The organism is Dactylosporangium sp. NPDC000244 (assembly GCF_040300725.1).
Classification (GTDB): domain Bacteria; phylum Actinomycetota; class Actinomycetes; order Mycobacteriales; family Micromonosporaceae; genus Dactylosporangium.
In genome coordinates this window covers 80,771-104,005 of sequence record NZ_JBEPEH010000027.1, presented here as the reverse complement: position 1 = coordinate 104,005, position 23,235 = coordinate 80,771, and the positions used below count along the sequence as shown (strand labels likewise).

Here is a 23,235-nt window from a genome sequence, read left to right as displayed (position 1 = left end):
GTGCGACCTCACCCGTCGCCGGGCCGCAGTTCGCGGTCCTCGCGCAGCCCTATCGCGTCCGCCCACAGGGTTGTGAGGTGGTCGATCACGCCCTCGGGGTCCAGGGGCGGGTCGGGCGGGTCCGCGACGAAGGCGTCGTAGCAGTACGCGCTCACCATGAGGCTCATGGCGCGCGCCGTCTCCTCCGGGTCCAGGCCCGATCGGACGTGCCCGCTCTTCATGCCGCGCGCGAGCGAGCGTGCGAAGGAGTGGCGGAAGTTGGCGACCCATTCCCGGCGCAGCTCGGCCAGCCGGGCGTCGCTGTGGCTGGCGGTCTCCCAGAGGCTGAAGAAGTCGCGGTTCTCCCACTGGGTCGTCACGATGGCGCTGATCGCCCGGCGCAGGCCGAGCCGGCCGGTCGCCGCGTCCCAGAAGTCGGCGCCGAGGTTGAGCATCCGCAGGGCGCTCTCGCCGGCGAGCGTCGCCACGATGTCGTCGCGGTCGGCGAAGTACTGGTAGACGGTCCCCAGGCTCACCCCGGACTGCTGGGCGATGTCCCCGAGGGAGACGTTGCCGTAGCCGTCGCGGGCGAAGAGCTCCTCGGCGACGTCGAGCAGCTTCTTGCGGGTTCGCATGGCGCGGGGGCCGACCGGAGTCTCCCGGCCGTCCTGGCGCCGCACCGCGCCCCGCAGGTTGGCGGCGACCCGCTCCAGGCGCCTGCTGCGCGCCGCATCCGGCTCGTCAGGCAGATCCTGCATGCCGCCGCCTTCCGTCGCTAGTGCTCCCCGGTGAACGCCGGAGAACCATAACGCCCCCGTGTGGGAAATGCCACCCCGAATCTGAATAGATTCAGGTACGCCACCGGGCGTCGTGCCGCCACCCCACACGTCGAGAACCGTGCATATCCCCACCGGTGCCCGCGACAGGACGGTGACCAACATGTTTCCGGGAGTCTCTTGCGCTTGCCGAGTTTCTGAGTAGATTCAGCACTCACTTGCTTGAGACCGGCGTCACACGCCCGGTCGCCACCCTTCTCCGCTCTCGATCGACGACCGCTTATGAGGGAGATCTCCATGGCCCGCCCGGCGCCCATGACCTTCGGTGTGTTCATCGCCCCGTTCCACGCCAATGACGACAGTCCGACGCTCTCCCTGCGCCACGACCTGGCGCTCATCGAGCTGGCCGACCGTCTCGGCTTCGACGAGGCGTGGGTGGGCGAGCACCACTCGACCGGCGTCGAGCGGATCGCCGACCCGTTCATGGCCCTGGCGGCGGCGGCCGTGCGCACCTCGCGCATCCGGCTCGGCACGGGCGTGGTCAGCCTCCCGTACCACCACCCGCTGCTGGTCGCCGACCGCACCGTGCTGCTGGACCACCTCAGCTACGGCCGCGCGATGCTCGGCGTCGGGCCGGGCGCGCTCATCTCCGACGCCGACATGATGGGCATCGCGCCGGTGACCCAGCGGTCCCGGATGAACGAGGCACTGGACGTGATCATCAAGCTCCTCGACGGCGAGACCGTCACCGCCTCCACCGAGTGGTTCGAGCTGCGCGAGGCCCAGCTGGCCTTCCTGCCGCTCAACCCGAAGGGCGTCCCGATCGCCGTCGCCAGCACGACCTCACCCTCGGGCGTGACCACGGCCGGCAAGCACGGCGTCGGCGTGCTGTCGCTGAGCGCGGGGTTCATCGGCGGCAAGAAGGACATGCGCGCCCAGTGGGAGATCGCCGAGCAGGCCGCCAAGGACGCCGGCACGACCATCAGCCGCGACGAGTGGCGGATGGTCGTGCGGGTCCACCTCGCCGAGGACCGCGAGCAGGCGATCCGCGACGTCGAGCGGGGCCGGGCCGAGGAGCGGGAGAACTACTTCAAGCCGGTGCTCGGCCTGGAGAACGACTACACCCTGGCCGACGAGATCGCCGACGACAGCTCCATCATCGGCACCCCCGCGGACGCCATCGCGGCGATCGAGCGCATGCTCGAGCAGACCGGCGGCTTCGGCGGATTCATGATCATGACCCACGACTGGGCGAGCCGGGAGAAGGCGCTCACCAGCCTCGAACTCTTCGCCCGCTATGTCATGCCGCACTTCCAGGGCACGCTCGCGGCCGCCCAGCGGTCCGCCCGTGTCGTCACCGAGAAGCGACCGTCCTACAAGCCACTGGCCCAGGCGGCGATCTCCAAGGCGTACTCCGACTCCGGCCGCGAGCTGCCCGCCGGCGTGAACATCCAGAGCCTGCGCTGACTTGGTCCCGTGCTGCACACCCCTCTCCACAACGGAGACAGCTCGGATACTCCGAAAGGACCGACATGCCCTTCCCCTCACCCCGCCATGTCCTCGTCCCGTTAGCCACCCTCGCCCTCGCGGCCGGCCTCGCCGGCTGCCGCGGTGAGGCCCAACCAAGCTCCGCCGCCAGCAACACCGGCCCGATCAAGATCATGCAGATCGGGACCTTCGAAAGCCCGAACCTGTCGCTGAAGGACGCCAAGGCCGGTCTCGACGCGCACGTGCAGTCCATCAACGCCGCCGGCGGCATCGACGGCCGGAAGATCGAGGTGTCGTTCTGCAACGACGCCTACAACGCCAACACCGGTGCGGCCTGCGCCCGCCAGGCCGTCAGTGACGGCGTCGTCGCCGTCGTCGGCGCGGCCAGCTCGCAGGCGCCCGCGGAGCTGCCGGTGCTCGAGGCGGCCGGGATTCCGTGGCTGGCCGGCGCCGGATCGGGCGGCCCCACCGAGGGCACGAGCAAGGTGTCGTACCCGATCACCGGCGGCACCCAGTCGATGCAGGTCGGCCTGGGCCGGCTGCTGGCCAACAAGGGCGGCAAGAACATCGCGGTGATCGTCGCCGACGCGGCCGCCGCCTACGCCGCCGCCGACGACATCGCCAACGGGGCGAAGGCGGGCGGCGCGCAGTCGTACCGGATTCTGGCCCCGCTCGGCGCGCCCGACTTCAGCGCCGTCGCCTCCTCGGCCCTGGCCAAGACCCCCGACGCCATCGCCGTGGCCTCCACCGCGACCGACGCGCCCCGGATCATCCGGGCGGTCCGCCAGGCCGGCTTCAAGGGCAACATCGCAACCCTGGCGAACATCTTCAAGCCCGCCGACCAGAAGGCGCTCGGTGACCTCGCGAACAACGTGTTCATCACGTCGTCCGCGGTGCCCGTGACCAACACCTCGATCCCGCAGGTCAAGCAGTTCCTGGACGACATGGCCAAGTACCACCCGGAGGCCGTGACCGACAACGGCTCCCTGGGCACCTGGAGCTCGATCACGTTCCTCGTCGAGATCGTGAAGCGGCTCGGCGGCAATGTCTCGGCCGCCGCGATCACCGGCCTGCTGGACAAGCTCGACAAGCCCATCGTGCTGGGCACCGTGCCCGACTACGCCGGCATCCCCAACCCGCCGGTCGCGCAGAACTATCCGCGGGTGCCCACCTTCAAGGTCTACGTCTCCGAGGCGACCGGCGGAACGCTGAAGCAGGACGGCGACGCGATCGATCCGCTGGGCACCAAGTAGATGAACCCGGCGGCGGCAGTGGCGGCCGAGGACGCACCCGTCCTCGAGCTGCGCGGACTGAGTGCGGGGTACGACGACCTGGCTGTGGTGCGCGACGTCGACCTCAAGGTGATGCGCGGCGAGATCGTCGCGCTCCTCGGGGCCAACGGGACCGGCAAGTCGACGACGATCCTCACCGCGGCCGGCGAACTGCCGCCGATCGGGGGTGAGGTGCGGTGGCGCGGGAAGGCCACGACGGCCCCGCTCCACGTGCGCGCCCGCATGGGCATGAGCTTCGTTCCCGAGGAGCGATCCGTGCTCATGAGCATGTCGGTGCGGGACAACCTGCTGCTCGGGTCGGGGCGCATCGAACGGGCCCTGGAGCTCTTCCCCGAGCTCGAACCGCTGCTGCCGACCCGGGCCGGGCTGCTGTCCGGCGGCGAGCAGCAGATGTTGTCGCTGGCGCGCGCCCTGGCCACCAACCCGGTCGCGCTGCTGCTCGACGAGCTGTCCCTCGGTCTCGCTCCGCTCGTGGTCGACCGCCTGTTCGCCGCGCTGCGGCGGGCGGCCGACCAGGACGGGGTGGCCGTGCTGCTGGTCGAGCAGCAGGCCCGCCGGGCCATGGCGGTCGCCGACCGCTGGTATCTCCTGCGGCGCGGTGCCGTCGCGGCGGCCGGGAACGCGGCCGACGGCATCGCGGCCGTGGAGTCCCTCTACCTCGGTGACGCCACCGCCCCAGGAACGGAGTGATCGTGGAAATCGTCCAGTTCCTGCTGCTCGGCCTGGGCATCGGCGCGATCTACAGCCTCCTCGGCCAGGGGCTGGTGCTGATCTACCGGGGCTCCGGGATCGTGAACTTCGCGCAGGGCTCGTTCGTGATGGTCGGCGGCTACGCGTACTACGAGTTCCGCGTGTCGGCCGGCTGGCCGGCGATCCCCGCCGTCATCGCCGCCACCGCGGTCGGCGTCCTGCTCGGGGTCGCCGTGCAGTACCTGATCCTGCGGCCGATGCGCACCTCCTCGCCGATCGAGCGGGTGATCGCGACCCTGGGCGTGCTGCTCACGCTCCAGGCCGCGGCCGTGCTGCGCTACGGGGTGGGCCCGATCAGCGTGCCCTCGTTCCTGCCCACCAACGCCGTGGAGCCGCTGCCCGGCGCGGTCCTCGGCCTCGACCGGCTCATCATCCTGCTGATCGGGGCCGGGCTCACGACCGCGCTGTACGCCGTCTTCCGCTGGACGTCGTTCGGCCGGGTGGCCAGCGCCATGGCGGAGAACCAGCGGGCGGTCGCGAGCCTGGGCCACTCGCCGGACCGGATCGCGATCGCCAACTGGGCGCTCGCGACCGGCATCGCGGCCCTCGCCGGCGCGCTGATCGGCCCGATCACCTACCTGCAGCCCACGCAGCTCACGCTGCTGATCGTGCCGGCCCTCGCGGCCGCGCTGCTCGCGCGGTTCGTCTCGTTCCCGATCGCCTTCGCCGGCGCGCTGGCGATCGGCGTCGTGCAGTCCCTGACGACCCGCTTCGTCACGGTGACGGGCTGGGGCGACAGTGTGCCCTTCATCGTCATCGTGGCCTATCTGGTACTGCGCGGAAGCTCGCTGCCGCTGCGCAGTCACGTGCTGGAACGGCTGCCCAGCGTCGGCGACGGCCGCATCCGGGTCATCCCGACGGTCGTGGTCGCCGGCGTGTTCGCCTTCCTGATCGCGTTCGTGGTGTCGCCCGTGTGGGCGCAGGCGCTGACGGTCACGATGGCGTTCGCGATCCTCACCCTGTCGGTCACCGTGGTCACCGGATACGCCGGTCAGCTGTCGCTGGCCCAGTACGTGCTCGCCGGGTCGGGGGCCTTCGCCGCGGCGACCTTCGTCTCCCGCGCGGGCTGGAGCTTCCTGCCCTCGCTGATCGGCGCGATGGTGGCCGCCGCGCTCGTCGGCGTGCTGGTCGCGCTGCCGGCGCTGCGGACCCGGGGCATCAACCTCGCCATCGCGACCCTCGGCATGGGCATCGTGCTGTTCAGCCTGGTGCTCAGCGACTTCAAGTTCACCGGCGGCGACGTCGGCATCCGCATCGGCGAGCCCTCGATCTTCGGCTGGGACTTCGGGGCGATCAGGCACCCCTACAACTACGGGCTCGTGACGCTCGCCGCGCTGACCCTGAGCGCCCTGGCCGTGGCCAACCTGCGCCGCGGCCGGGTCGGGCGGCGCCTGCTCGCGGTCCGGTCCAACGAGCGGGCGGCGGCGGCCCTCGGCGTCAACGTCTTGGTCGGCAAGCTCTACGCCTTCGCCGTCGCCTCGGCGCTCGCCGCGCTCGCCGGTGTCCTGCTGGCCTTCCAGGGCGTCACGGTCCTCCCGGCCCAGTTCGACGTGCTCACCTCGATCACCGTCATCGGCGTCGCGGTCGTCGGCGGCATCGGCACCATCGGCGGGGCGCTGCTCGCCTCGACGCTGCTGCCCGGTGGCATCGGCACCCAGATCCTGCACGGCGTGGACAACCTGGAGAGCTACCTGCCGCTGGTCAGCGGCCTGTTCCTGCTCTACGTCCTGCGCAGCGGCCGCAACGGTCTCTACGAGATGAACGCCCACCTCGTGCGCCGCATCGGCCGGCTCCTGCGCATTCCGGCCCTGCCGTCCCGGCCTCGCAAGCAGCGGGAGGAGCCCGTCACGCCGGCGCACGACCGCCGTCCGTCGCGGACCCTGCACGTGTCCGGCCTGCGGGTGCAGTTCGGCGGTGTCGTCGCCGTCGACGACGTGTCGCTGGAGCTCGTCCCCGGCGAGGTGCACGGCCTCATCGGCCCGAACGGGGCCGGCAAGACGACGGTCATCGACGCGCTGACCGGCTTCGTGCGGCCCGCCCGCGGCACGATCAAGCTCGACGACGTGTCGATCGCGCCGTGGAGCGCGCGGCGCCGGGCCCGGGCCGGGATGGCGCGGTCCTTCCAGTCCCTGGAGCTCTTCGCCGATCTGTCGGTGCGCGAGAACCTCGCGGTCGCGTGTGACGACGACGGTGCCCGCCGCTACGTCAGCGACCTCGTCGTGCCGGGCCGCATCCAGCTGACGCCGCCCGCCCTCGCGGCCATCCGGGAGTTCCGGCTCTCCGACGACCTCGACCGCAAGCCGGGCGAGCTCGCGTTCGGCAAGCGGCGCCTCGTCGCCATCGCCCGGGCGGTGGCGGCCGACCCGCGGGTGCTGCTCCTGGACGAGCCGGCGGCCGGGCTGAGCGACGAGGAGGCCCGCGAGCTGGGCACGCTCATCCGGACCCTCGCGCGGGACTGGGACATGAGCATCCTGCTCGTCGAGCACAACGTCGACCTGGTGCTCAGCACCTGTGACCGGGTCACCGTGCTGGAGGCCGGGGCCGTGCTGGCCCGGGGGACGCCCCAGGAGGTCGCCCGGGATCCGCGGGTCGTGTCCGCCTACCTCGGCCGCGAGGCGGACGAGTCCGACGACGGTGCCCGCGTGTGAACGGCCGCCCGAACGAGGACCAGAACCAGAACCAGAGCGCAACCCGCAGGAGGAGCCGATGACCACGCCCACGACGCATCAGTCCGTGGCCGCTGAAGCGCACGCGTTCTTCGCGGCCCGCGCCCAGCGTCGCGAGCGGCGCGGCATGCTGCACGGCGTCGGCGACGACGACGTGGTCGGCGTCGGGCTCACCCAGCCGGACGCCGAGGCGGCCGAGGTCGCGCGGGCCCAGCAGTGGCAGCGGGAACTGTTCGACGCGCGGCTCGCCTGGCTCGACGGCCCCGCGGAGCTCGGCGGGCGCGGGCTCGACCACGACTACGTCGAGCTGGTCGCCGGCATCGCCGCGGAGTACGAGGTGCCCTCCACCTCGACCTACATGGTGAGCCACGGGATCGTGGCGCCGACCATCCTGGCGCACGGCACCGACGAGCAGAAGCAGGCGTTCCTGCCGGGGATCTGGCGCGGCGACCTGATCTGCTGCCAGCTCTTCTCCGAGCCCGAGGCCGGCTCCGACCTCGCCAGCCTGCGCACCACCGCGGTCCGCGACGGCGACGACTGGATCGTCACCGGCCAGAAGGTCTGGTCCTCCTTCGCCCACGTCGCGCAGCTCGGCGAGCTCCTCGTGCGCACCGGGCCGCCGGAGAGCCGCCACCGCGGCCTGAGCGTGTTCCTCATCGACATGGACTCCCCCGGCATCGACGTCCGCCCGCTGCGGCAGGTGACCGGCTCCGAGCACTTCAACGAGGTCTTCCTCGACGGTGTGCGGGTGCCCGACTCCCGGCGGCTCGGACCGGTGAACGGCGGCTGGAACATCGCCATGACCACGGTCGGCAGCGAGCGCTCCGTGCTCGGCCGGGCCCACAACGGCATCATGATCGAGCCGGTCATCCGGCTCTTCGCCCTGGCCCGCTCGACCGGCGCCATCGAGGACCCGGCCATCCAGGACCTGCTGGCCGAGTGCTGGGCGCGGGAGCAGGTGCTCCACGAGACGGCCACCCGGCTGCGGGACGCCGGCGGGCCGGCCCCGGGATCCGTGGTCAAGCTCATGACGACCAACGACATGGAGTACTACTCCGACGTCGCCGCGCGCCTCCTGGGCTACCGGATGGTCGCCGACACCGGCGCCTGGGGCACGTACTCCTGGTCGCAGCTGCTGCTCAGCGCGCCGTCGCACCGCATCGCCGGTGGCAGTGACGAGATTCAACGCAACATCCTCGCCGAGCGAGTGCTCGGTCTTCCGCGCGAGGAGCGCCCGGTGAGCGAGAAGAGCGCCTAGTCATGGACGAGATCGAGCAGTTGCGGCGGGTGGTCCGCGATCACCTCGAGCGAGACCCCGGAGCCGCGCTGCGCGGCGGGGCGCTCGACCCCGACGAGGTCCGGCGGCTCGACCGGGATCGCTGGCGGCGCCAGGCGAGCGAGCTGGGGCTGCCCGGCGTCCGGATTCCCGAGGAGTTCGGCGGCGCGGGCATGGGACTGGCGGAGGAGGTCGCCGTCCACACCGAGCTGGGCCGGGCGCTCGACGACGGCCCGTTCCTGACCACCTCGCTGGTGGCCGCGGCGCTGGTGGCCCTCGCCGACGACGAGGCGAACCACGGCCGGCTCGCACGCATCGCCGCCGGTGACCTCGTCGCGGTGCCGGTGCTGCCCATCGAGGAGAAGTTCCCGCTCGAGTACCCGCACGCCAAGGCCGCCGCCGGTGGAGACTTCGAGATCAGCGGCGAGCTGCCCTGCGTGGTCGACGCGACCGTGGCCGACGCCCTGCTCGTGCTCGCCGACTATCAGGGGTTCCACGCGTTCTTCTGGGTCGAGGCGAACGACCCCGGCGTCGAGATCGTCCCGCTGTCCACGCTCGACCTGACCCGCCGCATGGGCACGGTGCGCCTGGCGGGCGCCCGCGCCGAGCTGCTCGCGGAGCAGGACCGCGCCCGTGCCGGGGTGGCGGCCATCCGCCAGGGCGCGATCCTCGGCATGTCGGCCGAGTGCGTGGGCGTCGCCGAGCGCGCGCTGGAGATGGCGGTCGACTACGTCAAGGTGCGCACCCAGTTCGGCCGGCCGATCGGTTCGTTCCAGGCGGTCAAGCACAAGTGCGCCGATCTGCTGGTCTCGCTGGAGCGGGCGCGTTCCGCCCTGTCGGTCGCGGTGCGCTCGGTGCAGCACAACGACGCGATCGGCCGGCGGCCGGAGTCGCTGGCCGGGCTGGCCGTCGCGCGGATGTACTGCGGGCGGGTCGCCGCCGAGATCACCCGCGAGTCGATCCACCTGCACGGCGGCATCGGGTTCACGTGGGAGCACCCGGCCCATCTGTACTACCGCCGGGCCGTGTCGAACCGGCAGCTGCTCGACTCCACGGGTCAGCAGCCCCGGCTGCTGACCGCGTCCGTGCTCGCCGCGCACGGCGAGGACACCCAGCTCGCCTCGTTCTACGCCGGGAAGGCCGGGCGATGATCCTGCGGGTCGAGGAGGGCGGCGTCTCGCTGGCGGAGCTCGACGACCTGCGGCGGCTCAGCGCGCAGATCGCGGGGGACGCGGCCGTCGGCGACTGGGGACGCCTGGAGGACGACCACGTCTTCGTGACCACCCGGACGTTACTGCGGCTGGCCGGTGACCGGGCGAGCGATGCCCGATGGCGCGACGAGTTCGACGCCATGCTGGATCACGCCCGGCGGCACGGGTGGGTGGAGGGCGACGAGGTGCGCATGCACGTGAGGAGGTACCCCCGTGCAGCTTTCCGGACTGGCACCAGGTGACTGGGTCACGCTGCAGGCGCGCTTCACCCCGCAGGCCGCCTTCCTGGTGGCCGCGGACGGCCGGACCCGCACCTACGCCGAGGGCGAGGCGCGGATCACCCGGCTCGCCCGGGCGCTGCGGCGGATCGGGATCGGCCGCGGGGACCGGGTCGCCCTGCTCGCGGTCGACTCCCTGGAGTACATCGAGGTGCTGCTGGCCTGCATGAAGCTGGGCGCGACGTACGTGGCGCTCAACTTCCGCCTGTCGCCGGCCGAGATCCGCACGGTGCTGGCGGCCAGCGGCGCCCAGGTGATCTTCCACAGCGCCCGGTACCAGGAGATCGTCGACGACTGCGGGCTCGGCGTCGCGATCCAGTTCGAGTCGGGCTACGAGGAGTTCCTCGCCGGCGGTCCGGACGGCGGCGAGCTCTCGGCGGTCACCGGCGACGACGACATCCTCAGCATCTCCTTCACCAGCGGGACGACCGGCACCCCGAAGGGCGTGCTGCAGTCGCAGCGCATGGTCAAGGCGATCACGCAGTCGGGGATCCTGGAGCTCTGCCTCCGGCCCGGCGACCTGATCTACGCCGGCGCCCCGCTCTTCCACGCCGCCGGGTTCGGCCACGTGCTCTACGGCCTGGCCCGGGGCGGGGCCTCCGTGGTCATGCCGCAGTGGGACGCCGATCTCGCGCTGTCCTGGCTCGGGTCCGGGCGGGTGCGGCACACGACGCTCGTCCCCAGCATGATCATCCAGCTGCTCGAGCACCCGAAGCTCGCGGAGGCGGACTTCTCCGGCCTGCGCTCCATCATGTACGGCGGCGCGCCCATGCCCACCTCCGTCATCCGGCGCATGGTCGAGGTCTTCGGCTGCGACCTGCACAACGGGTTCGGCGCGGGCACCGAGGCGGGCGGCCAGCTGGTCCTGCGGCCCGAGGACCACCGGCGGGCCCTCGCCGGCGAGGAGTGGCTGCTCGGCACGATCGGCCGGCCGGCCTTCGGCTGCGACGTCCGGCTGCTCGACCCCGACGGCAACGAGGTGCCGGACGGGGAGATCGGGGTCATCGCCAGCCGGGGCGACACCGTGATGAGCGGCTACCTCGACCGGCCCGATCTCACCGCCCGGGCCGTCCGCGACGGGTGGTTCGTCGCCGGCGACCTCGCCTGGAAGGACCCGGAGGGCTTCCTGCACCTGGCCGGCCGGGCCGACGAGATGATCATCCGAGGCGGCGAGAACGTCTACCCCGTCGAGATCGAGGACGTGGTGGGCGGGCACGCGGCGGTGGCCGAGATCGCGGTCGTGGGCGAGCCGGACCCGCACTGGGGCCAGGTGGTGACCGCGGTCGTGGCGCTGCGCGACGGCCACAGCGCACCGTCGGCGGCCGAGGTCAAGGAGCACTGCCGGGGCAGGCTGGCCAGCTACAAGGTGCCGCAGCGCATCGTCGTCGTCGAGACCTTCCCCCGCAACCCGGCCGGCAAGATCGACAAGCTGCGGCTGCGTGAACTCCTGGCCGACCAAGTTTCCAATGTTGAGGAGCCGTCCTGATGCTCACCGGAGACCAGTACCTGCAATCCCTCCGGGACGGCCGGCGCATCTTCGTCAACGGCCACTCGGTGCCCGACGTGACCGCCGATCCACTCCTGCGCGGGCCCGCCCTCGCCGCGGCGCTCGGCTACGACCAGCACTACCAGCCCGGCGACGACGTCCACGGCCCGTACTTCTTCATCCCGACCTCCGTGGAGGAGCTGCGCGAGTCCCAGCAGCGGCAGCTGCACTGGGACTTCCCGACCATCTCCACGTCGGCCAGCCTGCTCATGGTGCTGACCGCGGCCAGCCGGATGCGGGCGCAGCACCCGCTCTACGCCGAGCGGGCCCTGGCCTACTTCGAGGACAGCAAGCGCCGCGACATCCGCATCGTGCAGGGGATCACCGACGCCAAGGGCAACCGCGCGCTGTCCCCCGGCAAGCAGGACGACCCCGACCTCTACGTCCGCATCGTCGACCGCGGTCGCGACGGGGTCGTCATCCGCGGCGCGAAGATGCACATCTCCTCGGCGGCCGTCTCGCACGACGTGATGGTCATGCCGACCAAGCGGATGAAGCCGGGCGAGGAGGACTGGAGCGTGGCCGCCGCGGTGCCGATCAACGCGCCCGGGGTCAGGGTCATCAACGCCTCGTTCGCGCCGCGGCCCGACCTGGACCCGGACTTCTACCCGTACAGCTCCCGGCACGTGATGACCGAGGGCCTCATCGTCTTCGACGACGTCTTCGTGCCCAACGAGCGCGTCTTCCTGGCGGGCGAGCTGGAGCACTCGGCGACCTTCGTGCACTCCCTGGGCCTGTGGGAGCGCCTCGGCAGCGTCGGCAGCTACGTGCGCCTCGCGGACACCCTCGTGGGGCTGGCGCAGCTGGTCGCCGAGGCCAACGGCCTGCAGCGGATCGCGCACATCAAGGACAAGATCGCCGAGATGATCACCTACGCGACGCTCATCCGCGCCGCGTTCGAGGCGGCGATGACCCACGCCACCTTCACGCCGGAGGGCTGGGCCTCGCCCGACGAGCTCTTCACGAACGCGGCGAAGTACCACGCGGCCGCGCAGTTCAGCACGATGGTGCGCAACCTGCACGACATCGCGGGCGGCTCGGTGCTGACCGCGCCGTCCCTGCGCGACCTGCACAACCCGGAGACCGCGGCCGACCTGCGCAAGTACATGCGCACGATGGACGGGGTCGACGCCGACTACCGGATGCGGCTGTTCCACACGATCCGCGACTTCACCGCCGACTCCTACGGTGGCTGGAAGCACGTGACCGTGATCCAGGCCGGCGGGGGGCTCTACGCCCAGAAGGTGGTCGTGACGGCCCACTTCGACATGGAGAACGCGAAGGCGCTGGCCCGCGAGACCGCCGGCATCAGCGCGTCCGGCGAGGTGCTCACCGACCTCGAGCGGCTGGGTCCGCACGGGTACGACCCGAACGCGGCCGTGTGAACTACGAGGAGAACACGTTCGCCTGGGCCGACACCTCCGGCGCCGAGCGGCCCGAGCGGCTCACCCGGCTGCGGTGCGAGACCGACGACGGCGTCGTCACGGTGACCCTGGACCGGCCCGAGCGGCTCAACGCGATCGACCGCACCATGAACCACGAGCTCAGCGCCGTCCTGCGGTGGTGCGACGCCGCCGACGAGGTCGGGGCGGTCGTGCTGACCGGCGCCGGGCGGGCCTTCTCGGCCGGCTCGGAGATGACCGAGAACGGCTTCGGCGGGGCCGAGGCGCAGGGCCCGGGCGTCGAGTGGATCGCGCCGTACCAGGTGCGCAAGCCGGTGGTCGCCGCGATCCAGGGCGCCGCGGTGGGCGCCGGGCTCACCCTGGCGATGCAGTGCGATGTCCGGCTCGTCGCCCATGACGCCGTGCTCGCGCTGCCGTTCGTGCGGCTCGGCGTGACCGCGGAGTGGATGGGGCATTGGAACCTCGTCCGGCACGTCGGCCTCGGGCGGGCCCAGGAACTGCTGCTCACCGGCCGCCGTTTCACCGGTACCGAGGCGGCCATGTGGGGGCTGGCCGTCTCGGCGCTGCCACGGGACCAGGTCCTCGCGCGCGCCCAGGCCCTCGCCCGCGACATCGTCGAGCACGCCGCGCCGGTCGCGGTCGCGGCGACCAAGCGGCTGCTCTGGGAGGCGGTGGACGCCGACCCGTTCGCGCACAGCCGCACAGAACGGCTGGTGATGGAGGCGCTGCTCGAGCGCCCCGACGCCCGCGAGGGTGTGGACGCGTTCCTGCGGCACCGCCGCCCCGCCTGGACCGGCCGCCCATCGACCGATCTTCCGCAATGGCCCACCGATCCCGGGGAGGACAGCGCATGACCGCCATCGACCGAGAGTTCATCGGGGTACCCTCCCCGGCGCTGGGACGTGCGGGCGCCGGTGGCCACCCGTGCCAGGGCATCTACTACACCCCGTCCGGCCTGGCGCCGCGCACGGCCCTCATCGCCAGCCACTACAACGTGGACTTCTCCGAGCACTACATGGCGACCCGCATGGCGGAGCGCGGCTACGGGTTCCTCGGCTGGAACACCCGGTTCCGCGGGGCCGAGCACCTCTTCTCCCTCGACCACGCCCTGGCCGAGATCGGGGTCGGCGTGCAACTGCTGCGCGACCGCGGCGTCGAGCGCGTCGTCCTGCTCGGCAACTCGGGCGGCGGCTCGCTGATGGCGGCGTACCACTCGCAGTCGCGCGAGCCGAACATCCGCCCGCCGTACGGCCGGTCCAAGGTCTTCGAGCCGGCCCTGCACCTGCCGCCCGGCGACCTGATGGTGTTCCTGGCGGCGCACCCGGGCCGGCCGGAATGGATCACGCGGACCATGGACCCGTCGGTCGTCGACGAGAACGACCCGAACTCGGTCGACCCCGAACTCGACATGTACGACCCGCGCCACGGCGGTTCCTACTCCGCGGAGTTCCTGGAGCGCTACCGGGCCGCCCAGATCGCGCGCAACCGGCGGCTGACCGCGTGGTGCAAGGAGCAGCTCGACGCCGCGCGGGACCGGCCGGCCCGCGACCGGATCTTCACCATGGGCCGCACCTGGGCCGACCCCCGCTACGTCGACCCGAGCATCGACCCGTCGAACCGTCCGACGCCGCTGTGCTACTTCGGCGATCCCAAGCGGGCCAACTACGGCGTCATGGGCGTGGGCGTCGTGAACACGATGCGCACCTGGCTCAACATGTTCAGCCTGGAGGAGTCCGACTGCGTCGCCGCACGGCACCTGGCGCGCCTCGACCTGCCCACGCTCGTGGTGCAGCCCGACGCCGACACCGGCGTCTTCCCGAGCGACGCCCGGAGCCTCTACGACGGGGCGGCGACGTCCGACAAGGAGTTCGTGACGCTGCCCGGGGACCACTACTTCGCGGACGCGGAGAGCAACCGCGACACGGTGGCCGACACCCTCGCGGACTGGCTCAAGGGCCGAGGCTAGTCCTCCTCGTCGCGCAGCGACGCCACGATGGTCGAGCGCGCGGCCAGGATGTGCGCGCGCATGACCGCCTCGGCCCAGGCGCCGTCCCGGGCCCGCAGCGCCTGCACGAGCTCGGCGTGCTGGCGCACGCTGGTGCGCATGCGCTCCCCGCCGTAGCGCTGGAAGGTGCGGAAGATCAGCGGGGTGTCCATGATCCCGCGGACGATGCTGTCGAGCTGGGTGTGCCGGGAGGCCTGCAGGATCGCGCGGTGGAAGTCGCCGTTGAGCACGGTCAGCTCGTCGGCGGCCGCCGCGCCCTTGCGGCTCAGCGCGGTCATCCGGGCCGCGATCCCGGCGATCGCGTCGAGCTCCTCGTCGGTGATGCGCTCCGCGGCCAGCCGGGCCCCGTAGCTCTCCAGCATCGCGCGGACCTCGTAGTTGTCCTCGAGCTCCTGCTCCGACCAGGCGACCACCCGCGCCCCGCGGTTCGGCGCGAACTCGACCAGGCCCTCCGCGTCCAGCCGGCGCAGCGCCTCGCGGACGGGCGTGCGGGACACCCCGGCGCGCGCCGCGAGCTCCTCCTCGCGCAGCCGCTGACCGCGGGCGAACTCGCCGGACAGGATGCCGGCGCGGATGGCCTCATACGCCGTCTCGGCCGCCTTGGCCATCCACGCTCCCCGGACGCTTGTCGTCATAGATCCGGGCGCGATTCTAATGGTTCAGATCGTCGCCGAGAGGCCGCCGTCCACAAGCAGGGTCGTCCCGGTGACGTACGAGGATGCCGGGCTGGCCAGGAACAGCAGCGCCCCGTCGACCTCGGCCTGCTCGCCGAAGCGGCCCAGCAGGCTGTGCTCGGCGACCATGGCGCGGAGGTGCTCCTCGCCCGTCGCGGTCATCTCGGTGGCGACGTACCCCGGGCACAGCGCGTTGACCCGGATGCCCTTGCGGCGGGACCACTGCTGGGCGAGGTCGCGGGTCAGCCCGATCACGCCCGCCTTGCTCGCCGCGTAGGAGGCCCCCGGAAACCGCGAGGCCACGACGCCGTGGACGCTCGCCACGTTGACGATGGACGAGCCCGGCGGCATGACCCGGGCGCAGGCCTGCGCCATCCAGAACGTGCCGTGCAGGTTCACGTCGATCACCTGGCGGAAGCCGTCGGGGGTGTCCCGCAGGGCCGGCACGGAGCCGCCGAGGCCGGCGTTGTTGACGAGCACGTCGACGCGCCCGAACTCCGCCGTGGCCGCGTCCGCCAGCGCCTGGCACTGCTCGGGCACCGTGACGTCCACCGCCTGGACGAGGACGGACGCCCCCGCGGCCCGCAGCTCGTCCGCGATCGCGTCCAGCCGGTCCACGCGCCGGGCGCCGAGGACCAGGATGCCGCCGACGGCCGCGACCGCCCGGGCGAATCCCAGCCCGAGCCCGGAGCTCGCGCCGGTGATGACCACCACCCGGTCGTCGAGCCGGAACGCGTCGAGTGGCCCGCTCATCGTGACGCCCCTTCGCCGGTGTGGTGCTGCACGGTGGCGAGCGCGAGGTCGGCGTACCGGCGGGCCATGGTGGGCGCGTCGACCGGCCCGCCCGGCCGGAACCAGCCGGCGACGCCCTGGCACATCGACAGGATCGCCCGGCCACACTCGTCCGGGTGCGGGGTGCGGAAGACGCCCTGCTCGACTCCCCCGCGGATCGTGTCGCGCAGCTCCCGCTCGAGCTCGTCGCGCCGGGCGATGTAGTGCGCCCGGTTCTCGGGTGTGAGGCTGCGCCGCTCGGAGTCGAGGAACGCCAGGTCGCGATGGTGCGCGGTGTAGAGGACGATGGCCTCGACCAGCGCGCTGAGCCGGGCCGTGCAGTCGGTTCCGGCCTCTTCCAGCGCGGCCCGGGCGTGCGTGAGCACGATCCGCATCGCGTGGTCGAGCAGCTCCCGGAGCATGGCCTGCTTGTTCTCGAAGTGGTAGTAGAGCGCCGGCACGGTGACCCCCGCGCGGCCGGCGATCTTGCGCACCGAGGTGCCGTCGTAGCCGTGCTCGACGATCTCGTCCAGCGCCAGCGCCAGGAGTGGCTGCAGCTCGAGCGGGGGGTACTCGCGCCAGTCGCTCATGTCACCTCATCTCGGCCGGACCTGGAACCTAGCAAACGCTCGCTAAGTACGCTAGCTTAGCGATCGCTAACTAAGTCAACCGGGTGCGGAGGTCGTGGCATGGAAGTCCGGGGCAAACAGGCACTGGTGACCGGGGGCGCGTCCGGGCTCGGGCTGGCGACGGTGGAGACCCTCGCCGCGGCGGGGGCCCGGGTGGTCGCCCTCGACCTGCCCGGCGCCGACCGCAGCGCGCTCGACGCGCTCGGCGACGCGGTCCGGTTCGCCGGCGCCGACGTGACCGACGAGGGGGCGGTCGCGGCGGCGGTCGAGCTCGCCAACGACGAGGGCGGCCTGGCCGTGCTGGTCAACTGCGCGGGCATCGGCAACGCGTTCCGGACCGTCGGCAAGCAGGGGCCGTTCCCGCTCGCCGACTTCGAGCGGGTGATCCGGGTGAACCTGGTCGGGACCTTCAACGTGCTGCGTCTGGCCGCCGCGGCGATGGCGGGGAACGAGGTCACCGGCGAGGAGCGCGGGGTCATCGTCAACACCGCGTCGGTGGCCGCGTTCGACGGGCAGGTCGGGCAGGCCGCGTACTCGGCGTCCAAGGGCGCCATCGTCGGCATGACGCTGCCGATCGCCCGCGACCTCGCGGGCCTGAAGATCCGCGTCGTCACCGTCGCCCCGGGGACCTTCGAGACCCCGCTGCTGGGCCAGCTGTCGCAGGAGGTTCGCGACTCGCTGGGCGCCCAGGTGCCGCATCCGAGCCGGCTCGGCCGCCCGGCGGAGTACGCGCAACTGGTCGCGGCCATCGTCGCCAACCCGATGCTGAACGGCGAGACCATCCGCCTCGACGGCGCCATCCGCATGGCCCCGCGCTAGAAGATCTGGAGGAAGAGATCATGCGTCAAGCGGTCATCGTCGACATCGTCCGGACCCCGTCGGGCAAGGGCAAGCCGGGCGGAGCGCTGTCCGGGGTGCACCCGGTGGAGCTGTACGCCACCGTGCTGCGCGCCCTCGCCGAGCGCAACAACCTGGACCCGGGACGGGTCGAGGACGTCATCACCGGCTGCGTCGGCCAGGCCGGCCAGCAGGCCCTGAACATCGGCCGCACCGCCGTGCTCGCCGCGGGCTGGCCGGAGTCGGTCCCCGCCACCACCATCGACCGGCAGTGCGGCTCCAGCCAGCAGGCGGTGCACTTCGCCGCGCAGGGCGTGATGGCGGGCGCCTACGACATCGTCGTCGCCGGCGGTGTGGAGTCGATGAGCCGGGTTCCCATGGGTGTCACCGCGATGGGTCAGGACACGCAGGGGCCATCGGTCGCCCGGCGCTACCCGGAGGGGCTGGTCAACCAGGGCGTCTCGGCCGAGCTCATCGCCCAGAAGTGGGGGCTCTCGCGGGAGCGGCTCGACGAGTACTCCGCGCGGTCGCACCGGCTGGCCGCCGAGACCGCGAAGGCCGGCGGGTTCGACGGCGAGATCGTGCCGGTGGACGCGTTCGCGGCCGACGAGACGATCCGCGCGGCGACGACTCCCGAGAGCCTCGCCGCGCTGCGACCGGCCTTCGACACCCCGGAGATGCGCGAGCGGTTCCCGGACCTGGACTGGCGGATCACGGCGGGCAACTCCTCGCCGCTGACCGACGGCGCCTCCGCGGCGCTGATCATGGGCGAGGACGTGGCCGAGCGGCTGGGCCTGCGCGCGCGGGCCCGCTTCCACGCGTTCGCGGTCGCCGGCGACGACCCGCTGCTCATGCTGACGGCGCCGATCCCGGCCACCCAGCGGGTGCTGGAGCGGGCCGGCCTGGGCATCGACGCGATCGACGCCTACGAGGTGAACGAGGCCTTCGCCCCGGTGCCGCTGGCCTGGCTCGCCGAGCTGGGCGGCGACCTCGAGAAGCTCAACCCCCGCGGCGGCGCCATCGCGCTGGGCCACCCGCTCGGCGCCTCCGGCATCCGGCTGATGGGCACGATGCTGCACCACCTCGAGGCCACCGGCGGCCGGTACGGGCTGCAGACCATGTGCGAGGGCGGCGGCATGGCCAACGCCACCGTCATCGAGCGCCTCTGACGACATGGCCAAGGATCTCTGGGCCCGCCGCCCGTTCTTCACCGCCGACCACGAGGCGTTCCGCGCCACCGTCGCCGAGTACCTCGGCCGGCACGTCACCGCGCACGTCGAGGCCTGGGACGAGGCCGGCATCATCCCGCGTGAGCCGTGGCTCGAGGCCGGGCGGCAGGGGCTGCTGGGCATCAACGCGCCGGAGGAGTACGGCGGCGGCGGGGCCATCCGCGACTTCGGCTTCCGCTGCGCGATGATGGAGGAGTTCGCCAGGGCCGGCGCCACATCGCTCGGCGCGGGGTTCTCGGTCCACGCGGACATCGTGCTGCCCTACTTCTTCGACCTCGCCACCCCGGAGCAGGCCGAGCGGTGGGTGACGGCGCTGTGCTCGGGCGAGAGCATCGGCGCCATCGCCATGACCGAGCCCGGCACCGGCTCGGACCTGCAGGGCATCCGCACGACGGCCCGCCGCGACGGCGACCACTGGGTGCTCAACGGGGCCAAGACGTTCATCACCAACGGCATCCTGAGCGACCTCGTGATCGTCGTCGCCCGGACCGATCCCGACCCCGGCGCCGGGAGCCGGGCGTTCAGCCTGCTGGTCGTCGAGCGGGGCATGCCCGGCTTCGAGCGCGGCCGCAAGCTCGCCAAGGTCGGCCTGAAAAGCCAGGACACCGCCGAGTTGTACTTCGACGACGCGATCGTCCCCGCCGGCAACGTCCTCGGCGAGGTCGGCCGCGGGCTGTCCTACCTGATGAGCCACCTGCCGCTGGAGCGGCTGGGGATCGCCGTCGCCGCGTGTGCCGGCGCCCGGGCCGCGCTCGCCTGGACCGTCGACTACGTCGCCCAGCGGCGGGCGTTCGGCCAGCCCATCGCCTCGTTCCAGAACACCCGGTTCGCCGTCGCCGAGATGCTGACCGAGCTGGAGGTCTCCCAGGCCTACGTGGACGACGCCGTGCTGCGGTTCAACCGCGGCGAGCTCAACGCGGTGGACGCGGCCAAGGCGAAGTGGTGGGCGACGGAGATGCACAAGCGGCTCGTCGACCGCTGTGTCCAGCTGTTCGGCGGCTACGGCTACATGCTCGAGTACCCCATCGGCCGGGCGTACGCCGACACCCGCGTCACCACCATCTACGGCGGCACCACCGAGATCATGAAACACATCATCGCGCGCGACATGCTGGAGACCCGATGACCGACGCCGAACCGGCCGCCCTCTACGAGCGGGCCGGCCACATCGCCGTGATCCGGCTGAACCGGCCGCAGGCTCTGAACGCCGTCAACGCCGAGCTGTCCACCGCGGTCGGTGAGGCGCTGGAGCGGGCGGCGGCCGACCCCGAGGTGCGGGTCGTGGTGGTGACCGGCAACGGCCGGGCCTTCTGCGCCGGCGCCGATCTCAAGGAGCTGGCCGCCGGACGCTCGGTCGCCGCGCCGGAGCACCCGGAGTGGGGCTTCGCCGGTCTCGTCCGGCACTGGATCGACAAGCCGCTCATCGCGGCCGTCAACGGGTTCGCCATGGGCGGCGGCACCGAGATCGCGCTGGCCTGCGACCTGGTGGTCGCCGCCGAGGATGCGCGGCTCGGCCTGCCCGAGGTCAAGCGGGGCCTGCTGGCCGCGGCGGGCGGGGTGGTACGGCTGCAGCGGCAGATTCCGCTCAAGCGCGCCCTGCAGATGGCGCTCACCGGCGACGCCGTCGAAGTGCGGGAGGCGGCCGACTGGGGCCTGGTCAACGTGGTCGCCCGGCCCGGGGCCGCGCTCGAGGAGGCCATGGCGCTGGCCGAGCGCATCGCGGCCAACGCGCCGCTGTCGGTGCAGCACACGAAGCGGGTCATGCACCAGGTCGCCGAGGCCGGCTCGGACTGGGACCCGCAGTGGTCGCGGCTCGAGCCGTGGACGGTCAACGACGAGGCGACCGGCATCGTCTTCGGCAGCCGGGACGCCGTCGAGGGGCCGACCGCCTTCGCCGAGAAGCGGGCGCCGGTCTGGGAAGGCCGGTAGCCGAGGCGTTCGGCGGCCGCCGGGCCTCCTTCCCCGCGAGGAGATCCGGCGGCCGTCTCTACGCGGGGTAGACCGGGTCCCGGCGCTCCCGGAGGGCGGACAGGCCCTCCGCGTAGTCGGGGCCGTCCAGCAGCTCCCCCTGGTCCTCCAGCTCGCGGCGCATGGCCGCCTCGAGCTCGTCGGCACCGGCCCGCCCGAGCGCCCGTTTGGTGCGCCGCAGCGCCTCCCGCGACGCGCCGGCCGTCCCGGCCGCCAGCGCGCGGGCGGTCTCGAGGAGGTCGGCGGCCGCGACGACGTCCGAGACCATGCCCCATGACAGCGCGACCGGCGCCGGCACGCGCTCGGCGAACAGCGCCATCCGCGAGGCCCGCACCCGCCCGATCGCGGCCGGGAGCAGGTGGGTCGCTCCCCCGTCGGGCAGCAGTCCGATCTTGACGAACGGCAGCTGGAACCAGCTCGTGTCGGCGGCGAGCACGGCGTCGCAGGCGACGGCGAACGAGACGCCGACGCCGACCGCCGGACCGTTCACCGCGGCGACGACCGGGATGCCGGCGCGGACCACGGCGAGGACGACCTCGTTGGCCGCGGCGACGATCGCCCGGCCGTCCGCGCCGCCGGTCGCCGCGCCCGCCGGGGAGACGTCGGCGCCGGCGCAGAAGGCCCGCCCCTCGCCGGTGAGCACGACGCAGCGCACGCCGGGCCGGCCGGCCGTTTCGCGCAGGCGGCCGGCCAGCAGTTGCATGCCCGCCAGATCGAGGGCGTTGAGCCGGTCGGGGCGGGCCAGGGTGACCGTCGCGACCGGGCCGTCGACCGTGACCCGCACGGCGTCGTCCGTCATCGTCCCGCCACGACCAGGGTGCCCAGCTTCGCGGTGATGAGCTCCTCGGCCTGCGCGACCATCCGGCTGACCAGCTCGGCCACGGTCGGGATGTCGTCGATCAGCGCCTGCGACTGCCCGACGGTCCAGAGGCCCCGCTCCAGCTCGCCCGTCTCGTAGACCTCGCGGCCGCGGACGCCGGCCACGAGCTCGCGCACGTCGGCGAACTGGCCACCGGCCCGCAGGATCTCGACGACCTCGTTGCTGACGGAGTTGATCGCGACGCGCGAGGTGTTGCGCAGCGTCCGGAAGATCAGGGTGGTGTCGAGCTCGGTCGACTCGACGATGCGCCGCTTCACGTTCTCGTGCACCGGGGCCTCCACCGTGCACATGAACCGGGTGCCCATGTTCACCGCGTCGGCCCCCAGCGCCAGCGCGGCGACCAGGCCGCGGGCGTCGGCGATCCCGCCCGAGGCGACGATCGGGACGGTCAGCCGGCGGGCGGCGGCCGCGATGAGGATGAGCCCGGGCACGTCGTCCTCACCCGGGTGGCCGGCGCACTCGAAGCCGTCGATGCTCACCGCGTGCACCCCGAGCGACTCGGCCTTGAGCGCGTGCCGCACGCTGGTGCACTTGTGGATCACCTTGATGCCCGCGGCGTTGAAGGCGGGCATGTGGTCCTTCGGGCTGAAGCCGGCCGTCTCCACGACCCGGATCCCCGACTCGATGATCGCGTCGCGGTACTCGGCGTAGGGCGGCGGCGTGATCGCGGGCAGGATCGTGAGGTTGACGCCGAACTCCTGGTCGGTCAGCTCACGGCAGCGGGCGATCTCCTTGACCAGGTCCTCGGGCGTCGGCTGGGTCAGCGCGGTGATGAACCCGAGCGCGCCGGCGTCCGCCACCGCGGCCACCAGCCCGGCCCGGCCGACCCACTGCATCCCGCCCTGCACGATGGGGTGCCGGACGCCGAACTCGCGGGTGAAGCGCGTCTCGATCATGCCATTCCTCCGATGGCCAGGCCGGTCTTCGGGTCGAAGCCCTCCGGCGCGGCGATCTCGACCACCGGGTCGGCGGCCGCGTCGTACTCGGTGCGCAGCGCGCGCGACATGATGGCGTGCTGCACGTAGAGCGTGGTGATGTAGGTGAGCTCCAGGATCTGCTCGTCGGTGAGGTGCTCGCGCAGCGCGTCGAAGACCTCGTCGGCCACCCGGCCGCCGGAGAGCGCGAGCGCGTCGGCGTAGGCCAGCACCACCCGCTGCCGGGCGTCGAACAGCGGGGAGACCTGCCAGCCGGGGATGGCGGCGACCTGCTCGTCGCTCAGCCCGGCGCCGCGGCAGGCCTTGGCGTGCTGCGAGTAGACGAACTGGCTGCCGATCGCCCAGCCGGCCCGGGCCTGGCCCAGCTCGCGCAGGTCGGGCGGGAGGTGCCGCTTCGGGCTCTGGTACAGCGTGAAACCCCGCACGGCGTGCTTGAGCACATCCGGCACGAGGGCGAACACCGTCCACCAGTTGCCCGGCGTGCCGGTCGCGGTGCCCGGCTCGGCCACCGGGTCCCGGTCGTCGAACATCCGGTCGTAGCAGCCGAGGACCAGCGGGTCGTCGGTCTCGGTCCGGGACACTTCACGGAGTCTGGGCACCGCTGTCTCCTGTCGCGCACGCCCGAAATCGGACGAAAAACTT

The 23,235-nt window shown here is 72.5% G+C and carries 22 protein-coding genes; 15 read left to right on the top strand and 7 right to left on the bottom strand.

Going from position 1 to position 23,235, the window contains the following annotated elements:
- Positions 1 to 8 precede the first annotated feature (8 nt).
- The gene (locus tag ABT369_RS34615) at positions 9 to 737 is read right to left on the bottom strand and encodes a TetR/AcrR family transcriptional regulator (RefSeq protein WP_350618414.1); all 729 of its coding nucleotides are present in this window, start codon (positions 735 to 737) and stop codon (positions 9 to 11) included.
- Positions 738 to 1,052: 315 nt separating this feature from the next.
- On the opposite strand from ABT369_RS34615, the gene ABT369_RS34610 reads away from it, so the two are divergent.
- The 11 genes from ABT369_RS34610 (at position 1,053) to ABT369_RS34560 (ending at position 14,631) form a co-directional block, all read left to right on the top strand.
- Entirely contained in the window at positions 1,053 to 2,222 is a 1,170-nt protein-coding gene (locus ABT369_RS34610; RefSeq protein ID WP_350618412.1) for an LLM class flavin-dependent oxidoreductase, read from the top strand.
- Positions 2,223 to 2,287: 65 nt separating this feature from the next.
- Positions 2,288 to 3,496: an ABC transporter substrate-binding protein gene (locus ABT369_RS34605; protein WP_350618410.1), complete on the top strand. Its 1,209-nt coding sequence runs from the start codon at positions 2,288 to 2,290 to the stop codon at positions 3,494 to 3,496.
- Entirely contained in the window at positions 3,497 to 4,225 is a 729-nt protein-coding gene (locus ABT369_RS34600) for an ABC transporter ATP-binding protein (RefSeq protein ID WP_350618408.1), read from the top strand.
- A 2-nt stretch (positions 4,226 to 4,227) separates the two neighbouring features.
- Positions 4,228 to 6,933 (top strand): ABC transporter permease subunit, encoded by a 2,706-nt coding sequence (locus ABT369_RS34595; RefSeq protein WP_350618406.1) that lies wholly within the window; start codon positions 4,228 to 4,230, stop codon positions 6,931 to 6,933.
- Between the two features lie 58 nt (positions 6,934 to 6,991).
- Positions 6,992 to 8,209: an acyl-CoA dehydrogenase family protein gene (locus ABT369_RS34590; RefSeq protein ID WP_350618404.1), complete on the top strand. Its 1,218-nt coding sequence runs from the start codon at positions 6,992 to 6,994 to the stop codon at positions 8,207 to 8,209.
- A gap of 2 nt (positions 8,210 to 8,211) precedes the next feature.
- Positions 8,212 to 9,378 (top strand): acyl-CoA dehydrogenase family protein, encoded by a 1,167-nt coding sequence (locus ABT369_RS34585; protein WP_350618402.1) that lies wholly within the window; start codon positions 8,212 to 8,214, stop codon positions 9,376 to 9,378.
- On the top strand, positions 9,375 to 9,680 hold the full coding sequence (locus ABT369_RS34580) for a hypothetical protein (protein ID WP_350618400.1): 306 nt from the start codon (positions 9,375 to 9,377) through the stop codon (positions 9,678 to 9,680). The genes ABT369_RS34585 and ABT369_RS34580 overlap by 4 nt, the downstream gene beginning before the upstream one ends.
- On the top strand, positions 9,652 to 11,202 hold the full coding sequence (locus ABT369_RS34575; protein ID WP_350618398.1) for a class I adenylate-forming enzyme family protein: 1,551 nt from the start codon (positions 9,652 to 9,654) through the stop codon (positions 11,200 to 11,202). The genes ABT369_RS34580 and ABT369_RS34575 overlap by 29 nt, the downstream gene beginning before the upstream one ends.
- Positions 11,202 to 12,647 carry a 4-hydroxyphenylacetate 3-hydroxylase N-terminal domain-containing protein gene (locus tag ABT369_RS34570; protein ID WP_350618396.1) on the top strand — a complete coding sequence of 482 codons (1,446 nt, stop codon included), beginning with the start codon at positions 11,202 to 11,204 and terminating at the stop codon, positions 12,645 to 12,647. Before ABT369_RS34575 ends, ABT369_RS34570 begins: the two co-directional genes overlap by 1 nt.
- Complete coding sequence (locus ABT369_RS34565; protein WP_350618394.1) at positions 12,644 to 13,519, top strand: enoyl-CoA hydratase/isomerase family protein; 876 nt, start codon at positions 12,644 to 12,646, stop codon at positions 13,517 to 13,519. Before ABT369_RS34570 ends, ABT369_RS34565 begins: the two co-directional genes overlap by 4 nt.
- A complete protein-coding gene (locus ABT369_RS34560; RefSeq protein WP_350618392.1) occupies positions 13,516 to 14,631 on the top strand; it encodes a hypothetical protein in 1,116 nt (371 codons plus the stop codon). The genes ABT369_RS34565 and ABT369_RS34560 overlap by 4 nt, the downstream gene beginning before the upstream one ends.
- Here ABT369_RS34560 and ABT369_RS34555 read toward each other — a convergent pair.
- The 3 genes from ABT369_RS34555 to ABT369_RS34545 are packed head-to-tail and all read right to left on the bottom strand — an operon-like array spanning position 14,628 to position 16,705.
- Positions 14,628 to 15,305, bottom strand: a complete 678-nt coding sequence (locus ABT369_RS34555) for a GntR family transcriptional regulator (protein WP_350618390.1) — start codon at positions 15,303 to 15,305, stop codon at positions 14,628 to 14,630. The genes ABT369_RS34560 and ABT369_RS34555 overlap by 4 nt on opposite strands.
- A gap of 24 nt (positions 15,306 to 15,329) precedes the next feature.
- Positions 15,330 to 16,097, bottom strand: a complete 768-nt coding sequence (locus tag ABT369_RS34550; protein ID WP_350618388.1) for an SDR family NAD(P)-dependent oxidoreductase — start codon at positions 16,095 to 16,097, stop codon at positions 15,330 to 15,332.
- Positions 16,094 to 16,705, bottom strand: coding sequence for a TetR/AcrR family transcriptional regulator (locus ABT369_RS34545; RefSeq protein ID WP_350618386.1), 612 nt, complete (start codon positions 16,703 to 16,705; stop codon positions 16,094 to 16,096). The genes ABT369_RS34550 and ABT369_RS34545 overlap by 4 nt, the downstream gene beginning before the upstream one ends.
- A gap of 99 nt (positions 16,706 to 16,804) precedes the next feature.
- Between ABT369_RS34545 and ABT369_RS34540 the strand changes: the two genes are divergently transcribed.
- Genes ABT369_RS34540 through ABT369_RS34525 form a run of 4 tightly spaced genes read left to right on the top strand, consistent with a single transcriptional unit; the run spans position 16,805 to position 20,739 of the window.
- Positions 16,805 to 17,563 (top strand): SDR family NAD(P)-dependent oxidoreductase, encoded by a 759-nt coding sequence (locus ABT369_RS34540; protein ID WP_350618384.1) that lies wholly within the window; start codon positions 16,805 to 16,807, stop codon positions 17,561 to 17,563.
- Between the two features lie 20 nt (positions 17,564 to 17,583).
- The gene (locus ABT369_RS34535; RefSeq protein ID WP_350618382.1) at positions 17,584 to 18,750 is read left to right on the top strand and encodes a thiolase family protein; all 1,167 of its coding nucleotides are present in this window, start codon (positions 17,584 to 17,586) and stop codon (positions 18,748 to 18,750) included.
- Between the two features lie 4 nt (positions 18,751 to 18,754).
- Positions 18,755 to 19,936: an acyl-CoA dehydrogenase family protein gene (locus ABT369_RS34530; RefSeq protein ID WP_350618380.1), complete on the top strand. Its 1,182-nt coding sequence runs from the start codon at positions 18,755 to 18,757 to the stop codon at positions 19,934 to 19,936.
- On the top strand, positions 19,933 to 20,739 hold the full coding sequence (locus tag ABT369_RS34525) for a crotonase/enoyl-CoA hydratase family protein (RefSeq protein WP_350618378.1): 807 nt from the start codon (positions 19,933 to 19,935) through the stop codon (positions 20,737 to 20,739). Before ABT369_RS34530 ends, ABT369_RS34525 begins: the two co-directional genes overlap by 4 nt.
- Positions 20,740 to 20,797: 58 nt before the next feature.
- Here the strand turns inward: ABT369_RS34525 and ABT369_RS34520 are convergent, their stop codons facing one another.
- Genes ABT369_RS34520 through ABT369_RS34510 form a run of 3 tightly spaced genes read right to left on the bottom strand, consistent with a single transcriptional unit; the run spans position 20,798 to position 23,174 of the window.
- Positions 20,798 to 21,577 carry an enoyl-CoA hydratase-related protein gene (locus ABT369_RS34520; RefSeq protein ID WP_350618376.1) on the bottom strand — a complete coding sequence of 260 codons (780 nt, stop codon included), beginning with the start codon at positions 21,575 to 21,577 and terminating at the stop codon, positions 20,798 to 20,800.
- Entirely contained in the window at positions 21,574 to 22,554 is a 981-nt protein-coding gene (locus tag ABT369_RS34515) for an NAD(P)H-dependent flavin oxidoreductase (RefSeq protein ID WP_350618374.1), read from the bottom strand. Before ABT369_RS34515 ends, ABT369_RS34520 begins: the two co-directional genes overlap by 4 nt.
- Complete coding sequence (locus tag ABT369_RS34510; protein WP_350618372.1) at positions 22,551 to 23,174, bottom strand: carboxymuconolactone decarboxylase family protein; 624 nt, start codon at positions 23,172 to 23,174, stop codon at positions 22,551 to 22,553. Before ABT369_RS34510 ends, ABT369_RS34515 begins: the two co-directional genes overlap by 4 nt.
- Positions 23,175 to 23,235 lie beyond the last annotated feature (61 nt).